Below are 11,203 nucleotides of genomic sequence, written 5' to 3'. Positions count from 1 at the left end.
ATTTTTTGCATTATCCCAAGTATGATCATGAATATTAAATAATGACATTTCCTTAACACCATCCATTGCCGCCTGAATGGCCTCGGCCGTACCGGCACCGCCTGCCCCGGAAATGGTCATCTTCTCACCAGTAATATCCAGATTTTCATCTTCAAGAGATTTCATAAATCCTGTACCATCAGTTGTATAACCGGTTAAAATACCATTATCATTAACAATGGTATTAACAGCGCCAACCATTTTAGCGACTGGATCTAATTTATCAAGCAATGGAATTACTTTCTGTTTGTTTGGCATCGAAATATTTGAGCCTCTCATTCCCAATGAACGAATAGATTGAATTGCACTAGGAAGCTCTTCATTTCCTACCTCGAATGCCAAATATGCGTAATTGAGCCCTAACTTAACAAATGACGTATTATGCATTGTTGGTGACATTGAATGACGAATTGGATAAGCCATTAATCCAATCAAAATTGTGTGCCCATCAATTCTATCTGCAACATTATAACTGTCAACCATAGTAAAAAACTTCCTTCCACATCTTTTATGTTTGTTCAACTTTTCATAATATATTATAGAGATGAAAGCGGTTCAAAAACATAAGCTTACGTCCGTTTATTGATAGAAATCATCTATGAATATAGCAAAAAACCATAATATGATTATGAGCGATGGTTTTTAATAAGTAAGCATTGTTGCTATATAATAGCCTTTTTTCAATGATAAGCTTTATTTTCAATGCAACATATCACTGTTACCCATCAAGTTTTAAACGAGATCCATAAAAATATTTTCTTGACACCAATTTGATAAATGTCATTGGATTGTGATTCATTAAACATGAAGTATAAATAACTTTGAACTCGTTCACGCATGCCAAAAAACCGATTAGAACCTTAATTAATTCTAAGGCCTAATCGGAATACTACTATGAGGCATTCACAGAACGATCTTTAATTTTTAAAGATTCAATATACGTCATAAAATTATTAAAACATTGCTTCAAAAAATCCTCGCTACTTGCATCCATTAGACGATTTTCGTCATTAAACTGTACCGGTGCTTGTGGCAACATAAACTCATGCCCTGGCATGACACTTGCATCAACTCCAGGCGCGTCCAAAATCTGGCGTAGATTAATCTGTGCTCTAACTGTCCCTTGAATACCGAGTGAAGTGCCAACAATCATAATCGGCTTTTCTTTAAACGGATGTTCCGCACATGACAACCATTCAATTGCACTTTTTAGGGAAGCCGGAATTGCATGATCGTATTCTGGAACAGCAATCACCACCCCATCTGATTCTTCAATTTTATTTGCCAATTCTTTAACAGCCAATGGTTCATCATTTAATAAATCTTCGTTGAACAATGGAATATTCTTAATCTCACAAATTTCAAAGTCTACCTCTGAGTCAAAAAGATCTTTCATCGCATTTAGCAATTGTCTATTATACGATTTCGAGGCATTTGTTCCAACAATTGCAGTAATTTTCTTGTCATCTGTACCTTCGGCCTTATGCTGATTTGCGTTTTGACTTGCCGAAAGTCCAGCTACATATCCTGAAGAAATTCCCCATGTGTTCATCATACTTGGCATAGAATCATGACCATTTGCGCCACCAATAATTTCACCAGCGCCAAAATAATTAGCTACTACTTCATTTTGCTTATTAATCAATTCCAGTGTTTTGGAATTAACGGAATAGCCACCCAATGTTGTCGCAAACCGAGCACATTGTTCTATAAGGTAATAGGTGTCTCCTTCGTACTCATGCAAATATTCTTGACTTCGGCCAAACTCAGAATCTACACCTTTTTTAGCAAAGTCTTGATAACTATTAACCGTTGATTCAAGATTGGCTACATTGATGCCTGCCTTTTTTGCAACTTCATCCAGCAATCCTTTTACAAAGACTGGACGATTTTTTTGATCTGCAAAAAACTTTTTAATTTCGTTTTCAGTAAAATCATGTAAAACCAATAATTTATAAACTTGTTTCCATGTTCTCTCATCCATTAATAAGTAAGCAATCTTATCGGATTGTGCAAGAATAGCATCCCTGAATTTCGTGTAAACGTCAGATTCATTAACAATTCGCTTACCATTAGAATTAATATAAATCGCTCCCATATCGGTCGCTTTTTTTGAAGCGTATGTGGTTAATTTAGCAATTCCTGGCTGAACCTCAACACCATGTGGATAGATTTTGTACCAATCCAAATGATGTGTTTTTAAATTTAAATCTTCATTAAAAATATACGAATCCCCTGTCGAAGTCATCGGACCATAATAATCAATTCCCTTACTCTCTGGTCCGCGCATCTGTTTATTAGCACCATAGCCTCCAGCAGCAAGAACGATTGAATTAGCCTTAATTTTAATTGTTTCGTTGTCTGCTTCAGCCGTTAAACCATTCACTTGTCCTTTTCTGTTAAAAGTTAGTCCTTCTACGCGAGCTCCTAGTATAATTTTTCCACCTTTAGCTTCAAAAGCTTTTGAAACTTTTTGGATAAATTCATATGAGCTGGCAGTTGGTAATTCAATTTGGCGTTCCACTGAATGTTCCGGGGTCTGAGTCTGTGCCTTTTGATAAGATAAACCGGCAAATTCACTAATGAAATCAATTGCTGGGCCTATATTATTAGCCATCAAATTAGTCAGTTGCGGAATATTAGTATTTTTACATTCGACTGCCACATCGTTAACTAGTTTTGCCGGCGAATCCTGTGAATCGATTTGCTTACCAAAAATTTTCTCAGAAACCTTAGAACCGGTTCCGGTAACGTTGGAACCGTTTAAGATAGTTGCACCACCCAGATACCCATTCTTTTCAACTAAAATAACTTGTTGACCTAATGAAAGTGCACGAGAAGCTGCAACTAATCCAGCCTCTCCCCCACCAATAACGACAACGTCAGTTTTAAGTCTTGTTGTTTGATGTTTAATTTTCTGATTAACCATTGGTGTTAAATCGATATGCTCACTCTCAACAGCTTTTTTAGCTGAATCCAAGATAGCTTGTGTCATCACTGTTGCACCACTAACGGCATCCACGTCAAATGATTGTTGTGAAATAATATTTTGCTTTAATTTATCAATAACTTGATTAAAAATTCCAGAGGTCTCGGAATGCTTTAAGATTTTTAAATCCTCAACCTTATCGTTATCAATATCGATTTCATAATTGATAATCCCGTTGTGACCCATTGCCTGCCCTTTAATTTGCTTTTCCTTGTCACTCATAGAAATACACTCCTTTTCCCAAACTTTTTAATCCTTTTGTCGTTATTAACTGACCTTTTTGATTAATAAATATTGCCTCAACGTTCGGTAAACGATCAATCAACTGTTTACCACGATGGGTACCACGGAAGAAACATACCGTCGACAATACTTCGGCCAGTTCCGAATTATCAGTAATGATAGTAACCTGAATTGCATCACTCTTTTCTGGATAACCGGTTTGAGGACTTAAAATATGATGGTAAACTTTTTTGCCAATTTTAAAGTACCGCTCTTTAATACCTGAGGTAACAAACGTCTTAGCTTTTGTGTGCACTATAGCAGCCGACTGATTATCTTCAAATCGCGAATCGCGAATACCGATTCCCCAATAACCATCTTTAGATAGCGGATTATTCCCAAGTACTTGAACATTTCCACCCAAATTAATAATGCCTGTATCAATATCATGTTCTTTAAGCTGCTTTATAATTTGATCTGCAAAATATCCTTTGGCAATTGCGCCTAGATCCAATTGCATACCCTTATCCTTTAAATAAACCGTTTGTTTCACCGGATCTAAAACAACCCTGCTTGGATGAACCAATTTTAAATCTCGAATAATTTCGAATTGACTTGGAACATTTTGACCGCCAAATCCAATTTTCCAAGTCTTTACCAATGGTCCTATAAGAACATTAAAGCTATCGCTGTACTTTTTTGAGTACCTTATCGCATCACTAATTAAAGAAAAACATTCATTTGAAACTTTTACAGGTTGAATACCGGCATTTCTGTTAATTTCAGCTAATTTGGAGTCAGGCCGGTTAGCTGAAAATAGATCATCCATTTTTTGAAGATAATCATAGATATCAAATACTGCTTTTTCATTTTTCTCAAATAATGTCAGTGAAATAAGCGTGCCCATCATTGAGAATTGAGAGACGAACTTTTTATGCTTTACCGTTACCATTGTTTTAGACACGCTAATCCCCTCTATAACTAGAACAATTTAATTTTTAGAAAACCATCATCCATTGTATTAAGCTATCATTAGTTGAGCTTTAGATCTTCTATATCCTCACGCAGTCGAGTTAACGAAATTTGACCGGGAGCTGAAGCAGCCCCAACAGTTCCAAATGTGAGACAAGAGCCAAAAACCTCACCGGAAATCCGGGAAACTTTACCGATATCCCCCATTGACATTGTAATAATCGGTTGCTCTAATAATGAACTTGCTTGATGGGTAGCAGAAAGTAACGTTAATAAATCATTAACATTAGTGGGCATAACCGCCATTTTAGCAACGTCGGCACCTAACTCAACCATACTGGTTAGTCGATTAATAATATCGTCTTTAGTTGGTGTCTTATCAAAGTCATGATTACTCATGATGATCACAACGTCTTTAGAATGTGCGTCTTGTACGACTTCTTTAACCTGTCTTTCTTCATGAAAGCGTTCAATATCTATTGCATCAGTGTAGCCACCACTTATAACGTTCTTGCAAATTTTGAAATAGGTCTTGTCATCAAGCGACAATTCACCACCCTCATCTTTTGTCCGAAAGGTTGTTAATAATGCTATATTGCTTAGTATCTTTCGAAGATCATTTCCAGTTTTAGTTAACGCTTCATGGTTTGTAACGTTTTTAAAGAAATCAATTCGCCATTCAATTACATCAGGTTGTTTTTTAGTTATGGTCTTTGCCTGACTAATAATCTCATCATGGTCTACGCCAGTAATTGGAACAGCAATTTTAGGTTGCCCACTCCCCAATTTAATATTTCTTAAGTTAACAATTTTACTTGTCACGATAACGTTCTCCTTTCAGCTTTTAGCACTAAAAATCATTTTATATAAACGCTTACATTGATAAACTTGTTACTCAATTCACTTGAAATATTATCATCAACACGTATCATAATAAATAACAATACTTTGATTAATTGATAGATATTTTCTATTGATTTGGGAGGAACTCATTCATGAACTTACGCCATCTAATCTTTTTTCGTGAACTTGCCCGTACTCAACACATGGCCAAGGCAGCCGAAAATCTCGATATTTCACAACCATCTTTAAGTTATGCAATAAAAAAACTGGAAAACGAATTAGGCGTTCCACTCTTTGAACCAGAAGGTCGCAATATTCGTCTAACACCACTTGGAAAAACTTATTTAAATTACATTGATAAAAGCTTAAAAACACTAAATGATGGCAATACACTTATTAAAGAGTTGATTAATCCTGAAAAGGGGCACGTCAGCCTTGGATTTACTTATACACTTGGTCAAAGGTTAGTTCCCGAGCTTTTAACAGCTTTTAAAAAAGATGACATCAACCAAAAGATTTCATTTTCATTGGGTCAAAGCTACTCAGCACATTTACTTCAGGATTTGGCAGATGAAAAGTATGATATTGTTCTTAGCTCTCACGTCAATAAACTTGGAGATCAGAATCTCAATCAACTCTTCCTGTTTCACCCAATTGTGCAGCAAGAAATCAAACTTGCTTTGCCAATTAACCATCCACTGGCACAGAAAAAACATGTTTTGTTAGAAAATCTTGATGAATATCTAATGATTATTTTTTCGCAAAACAGTGGGCTAAGACCTTTAATTGATAGAATTTTAAGTCAAAAACATATCAAGCCTAAAATTACTTACCAAATTGAAGAGGACCACACAATAGCAGGGTTTGTTAAATATGGCTTAGGAATTGCATTGATTCCAAATTTGCCTCAGTTGGATACTACTAAAATTACTTTAAAAGCAATTGAGGATAATGATTTAAAACATGACCTTTTTTTAGTGACTAAGCGTGATCATTTTCTAACGCCTTCCGTCCAACATTTCGAAAAATTTGTTCAAAAATACTGCAAAACTAACTTTACCGACAAAAATTTATCAATTTAACTTTATAATTATTCTAATAGGAGTAACTGACAACTCCGTTCAAATTGAGGAAACCATCTTCATTTCTTATGAAAACGATTTCTCTTGACATGAATCCATTTTTCGAGTTTAATAATTACTATGATTGTTAATTAATGAACAATAGCCCTTACCCCCAAAACATGCTACTCAATTCAAATAACATCAAAGCAAGGGTGATAATATGTCACAAACAGAACGGATAAAAACGACGGCTTGTTTGTATTTTAATTATTTAATTCATGGCATGGCAATTGTAATTCTGGCTCAAAACATGACTGTTCTTGGAAATCAATGGCATGTCGGCGATGCTGGCGTATCAATGGTTATTTCTTCGCTTGGGATTGGTCGCCTTCTTGTTTTATACATTTCAGGAACTCTGTCTGATAAATTAGGTCGTAAATTATTTATTAGAATTGGTATTGCAACATATGCTGTGTTTTTTATTGGAATCGTCCTTTCAAAATCAATGATAGCTGCATATATCTTTGGTATTTTAGCCGGCATGGCCAATTCGTTTCTTGATTCAGGAACCTATCCTGCACTTATGGAACTCTATCCACGAAGCCAAGCATCTGCCAATATTATGATTAAGGCCTTTGCTTCCGTGGGAGAATTAATTTTGCCAATTCTTGTTGCAATCTTGGAACACGCCAATGTTTGGTATGGTTGGACATTTATTTTTTGTGCGATTGCGCTTTGCATTAACTTTTTTGCTATGCACAATCGGAGTTTCCCAAATTTATCTAAAAGTCGCCAAACTAACAATAAAAGCAATAAAACTGTACTCAAAGCTAATTCTTCAAAGTTAAGGCTAACTCCTCATCAATTATTATTAGGTGGCATTTTAACTATTTTCGGATATATTTCCATGTCAACCTTTTACCTTGTTAGTCAGTGGCTTACCAAATATGGCAGTATTGTTGGTCATCTAAACATGATCAATGCTCGTCTATTAGTAAGTACTTACAGCATCGGATCAATTGTTGGCGTTATTATAACCGCCGTCCTTGTTAATCGCTTTATTAAACCCATATGGTTTATGATTTTTGATACAACATTATCCTTCATTGCACTACTATTAATCACCCTTTTTCCATTTGAAGTTATTATGCTGATTTGTTCATTTATTATTGGATGCACTGCGGCTGGCGGTGTTATGCAAATCGGACTAACAATTATGGGTGATCTATTTCCAAATTCCAAAGGAAAGATTACTGGTATCTACTATACGGCCAGCGGGCTGGCATCTTTCACAATACCAGTGTTTACAGCAATCATTTCAAAAGCCAGTATCCATAATATTATGTGGTTTGATGTTGGTATTGCCGCCATCGGAATTTTATGTAGTATTTCAGTCTTATTAATCGAGAGAGCTGATCAGATCAATGTCCCCAGTAGTAAAAAAAGATCAACTAAAGTGAATTCAAAAATCATCTCTGAATATCAAACTGAAACTAAATTATGATGTACCATTAACTCCTAATCAAAAAATCCAAACATCATAAAAGGCCATCGATTACCATTAAACCAGTTATCAGGATACCCTAACCGATTGTTAGGGTATCCTGATAACAATCATTTTTAATAACGCGTCAAACTAAAAAACATAGCCATTAAAGTGAACCCCTAAGGTTGGACACTAAATCCAATCTTAGGGGTTTTACTATGACTAAATTTAATTTAGATTTTCGTATAAAGGTCGTTACTGAATATTTATCTGGTAAAGGTTCACCATCTTTAGCCAGAAAGTATGGCATTAGCACGGAAGAAGTCAAAACACACGAACTCATCGAATTAGTAGACGAGTTAAGGCAGGAGTTTCAAGCTCCCATCAAACTAGTCCTTAAAGCAGTTCATATTCCTCGCAGCACGTACTATTACGCTAAGGAACATCGTAGTCGCGATTTAGATGATTCACAAACCATTCAGGCCATTGACGAGATTCGTCAACAAGATCCGAAGTACACCCGTAAATATGGATACCGACGAATAACTGATGTTTTACATCATTACGGCTTTAAAATCAATCACAAGCGGGTCTTACGTATCATGCGGGAGCATGGCTGGTTATGTCGAGCTTTTAATCGCCAGAAGCGAAAATATAATTCTTACAAAGGAATCGTTGGGGGGATCGCGCCCAATCGACTTAAACGACGCTTCAAAACAGATCGACCTTACCAGAAGTTGGTCGCCGATGTTAGTGAATTTCGATACGGAAACAAGAGTCAAGACGAGCGAGTCTATTTAGAACCAATTTTAGATTTCTTCAACGGAGAAGTTTTAGCTTTCAATATTAGTGAGCACCCCACCGTTGAATTCGCCGTAAAGTCTCTGAAAGAAGCCTTAAATCAGATACCGGCATTAGATTATCGCACCACCGTTCATACTGATCAAGGATTTCAATACCAGCATCGTCACTGGCAAAACGTGCTTAAAGACCATCGTGCATTTCAAAGTATGTCTCGTAAAGCTACTTGTCTCGACAACGCCGCCATGAAATCGTTCTTTCACATCATGAAAGTCGAAGTTATGGATGAGCAGTTTGAGACCAAATCATCACTTATCAAAGCTATGACCGAATGGATAGATTTCTACAATCACCGTCGTATCAAAACAAAACTGGACGGCAACTCCTCGGTAAAATACCGGGAACTTACCGCCCAGAAAGCAGCTTAATAAAGTTGTCCAAGTTTAAGGGTTCACTTCAATAGCTATGTTTTTTAAAGGGAACTAAACCAACCCAAGTTCCTTCATTTTATTGGTAATATCAGCAATTGCCGCTTCTTCATCATCGCCATCAGCAGAAATGACAACGTCCGCATCCTTTCCAATTCCAAGAGACATGACACTCATAATCGACTTCAAATTCACTGTTTTATCATGATATTGCAAATTGATTTTTGATTCATAATCATCTGCAGTTGAGATTAAATCGAGTGCAGGACGTGCTGTAATGCCAGTTTCAGAAACGGTGTGAAAACTTTCCTTCAGCAAATGATCATCTCCCGTGAATGAATTATATTTTGATAATTAACGCCAAATTGAAATGGCTGGCAGCCATTTCTTATCCTTAATTGGTTATACCATTCATTGTAATGTAAACGTATTCATTTTTCAATTGATCTTCACATCTAAATGATTTGTTAGTAGGTTTTTAAATTTCCTTTTGACAAATAACTCATAGATGCTCGATAGCTCATAGCTTGTAAAGCCTCAATGCTATTGATATGTACTTCTCTGATTATAAGAAGCCTTATAATAGAAACTTTTATACCAACCTATTAATTAACTAAAAGTGCTTTGCCTATTCCCTTGCTTTTAAATTTGTATAGGAATACATTTATCATTGGTTTTATCTAAAATTCAAAATATTCTACTAATCAAATTTTAAAAATAATAAAAGATAACACTTTGACAATTATTGCTCATTATAAATACCGACAATCTGAAGACTTCGACCCAAACGGTTTTGTTTTAAAAGGCTATAAATGGATCGATCCATTACTAATTGGTTTCTTCATAATTATTTATGTGAGTTTATTCTTTAATGGATCCGGGACAATTCCAGCCGTCTGCGGTTTACTTTGGTGCATTATATTTGGTTACTGGACATCACAAAGACCAACTATTTCATAAAATCAATCTCTTTTTTAGTCAGAATAAATAAATGTTGTATCATAACATGAATAAAAATTGGTGCAAGAACACCAACTGCTAATCTAATTCCAAGATTTTTAACACCCATCATCAAGCATAAATCTAAAAATAGCTTATGTCCGTACATCACAGAAAGTGTGTGCCGACCAGTAAACGGCAAGCCTAATTTGAACGGCATTTTTGACGTGTAATAAGCTATTATCATGACGGTTAAAGAAAAAAGAACCGGAATAGCTGCTACTGCCAACCAAACTGGTAATGACGTGTGCATTAAATGGGATTTCAAAGATAGATGAAAGCTGAATTTTCTTTTTATTCGCAGAAAGATTACTAATCCAGCGAGTATCATGATCGGAATATTAACAGCCGCTCTTTCAACCCACCTTAGATTTTTTGAAAAGCCCAAGTAGCCTAAGTAGGTATAAAATGCCGTTATTAAAACTGTGTCAGCATTCCAAGGCATCATTGAAAACCCGTTAATGTGCATCCAAGTAACTTGTTGATAACTAGTTCCCAAAAGGAAGCCACCAATAATGATCGATAAATGAATCATCCGATTCTTCGTTACTGAAATCAAAATCGTTACAACAACTATTGTTATCAAATAAGCATTAATATACCAGAAAGCACTTGTGTAAAAATTTAAGGTCCGCCCTCCAAGAAGTAAATCCCACAAATGCTTTACCAAAAAAACATGACTTTCACGATGAATCACTGTATAAAGCCAAATGAGCAGTATACCAACTACTACATATCTATATAATTCGAACACAACCCGTTTCTTTAGGAATTGAATCCATGCCTGCCTACTTCTCAACGGTTTTAAAAAGATCCCTGAGATAATGAAGAAAATCGGAATGTGCCACCAATAAAGGAAATGGGCAACTGGACCATTAATGATAATATGACCCAATACAATTGCAATAATGCCATATGCTTTTGCAATATCTATCCATACTACTCGGGTTCGCTTATGATCCGCAATATCCTCCCCAACCTGTCTTACCATGTGCAACCTCTTTTTACTTTTTTAATTATCTATTTTTAAATACTCATACAAGGCTTCTCTCAAAAGAGGAAAAATGTTACTACGTTTGAATACTTCCTACTCATCAATCCACCTTTCTACACTTGGCCAACTGTTTGAGTTGATAAGCACCCGCGGCGTTTGCTTAAGGTTGCTATGGTCAGTTACGATGCCATTATTTAATGTCAAAATGACCTTTAGGCCTGACCGACTGCTAAGAAATCTTTGAATTTGAGGCGTCCCACTACCATATGGATATGTAAAGACAGATGATTTAAAAGGAGCCGCCTATGCCTAAATCGACCCGAGCGTTCGATAAACTAACAATATTTTTAATTTCTGGTTGGTTCG

At 35.9% G+C, this 11,203-nt stretch carries 8 protein-coding genes and 2 pseudogenes; 3 read left to right on the top strand and 7 right to left on the bottom strand.

Translation table 11 applies throughout. The features are described 5' to 3' along the window. The 4 genes and pseudogenes from HMPREF0519_RS04045 to aroD all read right to left on the bottom strand — a co-directional run. Positions 1-522: pseudogene (locus tag HMPREF0519_RS04045) on the bottom strand (quinate/shikimate dehydrogenase); the annotation flags it as partial. A 409-nt stretch (positions 523-931) separates the two neighbouring features. Beyond that, a complete protein-coding gene (locus HMPREF0519_RS04040; RefSeq protein ID WP_003634851.1) occupies positions 932-3,250 on the bottom strand; it encodes an NAD(P)H-dependent oxidoreductase in 2,319 nt (772 codons plus the stop codon). Then, a complete protein-coding gene (locus HMPREF0519_RS04035) occupies positions 3,243-4,202 on the bottom strand; it encodes an FAD:protein FMN transferase (RefSeq protein WP_003634850.1) in 960 nt (319 codons plus the stop codon). The genes HMPREF0519_RS04040 and HMPREF0519_RS04035 overlap by 8 nt, the downstream gene beginning before the upstream one ends. A gap of 80 nt (positions 4,203-4,282) precedes the next feature. Beyond that, entirely contained in the window at positions 4,283-5,044 is a 762-nt protein-coding gene (gene aroD, locus HMPREF0519_RS04030; protein ID WP_003634849.1) for a type I 3-dehydroquinate dehydratase, read from the bottom strand. Between the two features lie 173 nt (positions 5,045-5,217). Here aroD and HMPREF0519_RS04025 point away from each other — a divergent pair, with 173 nt between their 5' ends. From HMPREF0519_RS04025 to HMPREF0519_RS04015, 3 genes are all read left to right on the top strand, one after another. Next, the gene (locus tag HMPREF0519_RS04025) at positions 5,218-6,147 is read left to right on the top strand and encodes a LysR family transcriptional regulator (protein WP_003634848.1); all 930 of its coding nucleotides are present in this window, start codon (positions 5,218-5,220) and stop codon (positions 6,145-6,147) included. A gap of 202 nt (positions 6,148-6,349) precedes the next feature. Then, positions 6,350-7,633, top strand: coding sequence for an MFS transporter (locus tag HMPREF0519_RS04020; RefSeq protein ID WP_003634847.1), 1,284 nt, complete (start codon positions 6,350-6,352; stop codon positions 7,631-7,633). Positions 7,634-7,833: 200 nt separating this feature from the next. Next, on the top strand, positions 7,834-8,844 hold the full coding sequence (locus HMPREF0519_RS04015; RefSeq protein ID WP_003634846.1) for an IS3 family transposase: 1,011 nt from the start codon (positions 7,834-7,836) through the stop codon (positions 8,842-8,844). Positions 8,845-8,898: 54 nt separating this feature from the next. Here the strand turns inward: HMPREF0519_RS04015 and HMPREF0519_RS04010 are convergent, their stop codons facing one another. The 3 genes and pseudogenes from HMPREF0519_RS04010 to HMPREF0519_RS14300 form a co-directional block, all read right to left on the bottom strand. Next, on the bottom strand, positions 8,899-9,162 hold the full coding sequence (locus HMPREF0519_RS04010; protein ID WP_003557835.1) for a phosphocarrier protein HPr: 264 nt from the start codon (positions 9,160-9,162) through the stop codon (positions 8,899-8,901). Between the two features lie 631 nt (positions 9,163-9,793). Beyond that, positions 9,794-10,834, bottom strand: coding sequence for an acyltransferase family protein (locus HMPREF0519_RS04000; RefSeq protein ID WP_003634845.1), 1,041 nt, complete (start codon positions 10,832-10,834; stop codon positions 9,794-9,796). A 96-nt stretch (positions 10,835-10,930) separates the two neighbouring features. Next, a pseudogene (locus HMPREF0519_RS14300) lies at positions 10,931-11,131 on the bottom strand (polysaccharide deacetylase family protein); the annotation flags it as partial. Between the last annotated feature and the right edge of the window lie 72 nt (positions 11,132-11,203).

It is taken from the genome of Lentilactobacillus hilgardii DSM 20176 = ATCC 8290, assembly GCF_000159315.1.
Classification (GTDB): Bacteria; Bacillota; Bacilli; order Lactobacillales; family Lactobacillaceae; genus Lentilactobacillus; species Lentilactobacillus hilgardii.
Note: the sequence above shows the minus strand (reverse complement) of the source record. Positions and strands in the feature narration are given on the sequence as shown.

Bases quoted from the DNA above. Each gene is read 5' to 3' on its own strand.
- HMPREF0519_RS04040 (WP_003634851.1), bottom strand. From the start codon at position 3,250: ATGAGTGACAAGGAAAAGCAAATTAAAGGGCAGGCAATGGGTCACAAC.
- HMPREF0519_RS04035 (WP_003634850.1), bottom strand. From the start codon at position 4,202: ATGGTAACGGTAAAGCATAAAAAGTTCGTCTCTCAATTCTCAATGATG.
- HMPREF0519_RS04025 (WP_003634848.1), top strand. From the start codon at position 5,218: ATGAACTTACGCCATCTAATCTTTTTTCGTGAACTTGCCCGTACTCAA.
- HMPREF0519_RS04020 (WP_003634847.1), top strand. From the start codon at position 6,350: ATGTCACAAACAGAACGGATAAAAACGACGGCTTGTTTGTATTTTAAT.
- HMPREF0519_RS04015 (WP_003634846.1), top strand. From the start codon at position 7,834: ATGACTAAATTTAATTTAGATTTTCGTATAAAGGTCGTTACTGAATAT.
- HMPREF0519_RS04000 (WP_003634845.1), bottom strand. From the start codon at position 10,834: ATGGTAAGACAGGTTGGGGAGGATATTGCGGATCATAAGCGAACCCGA.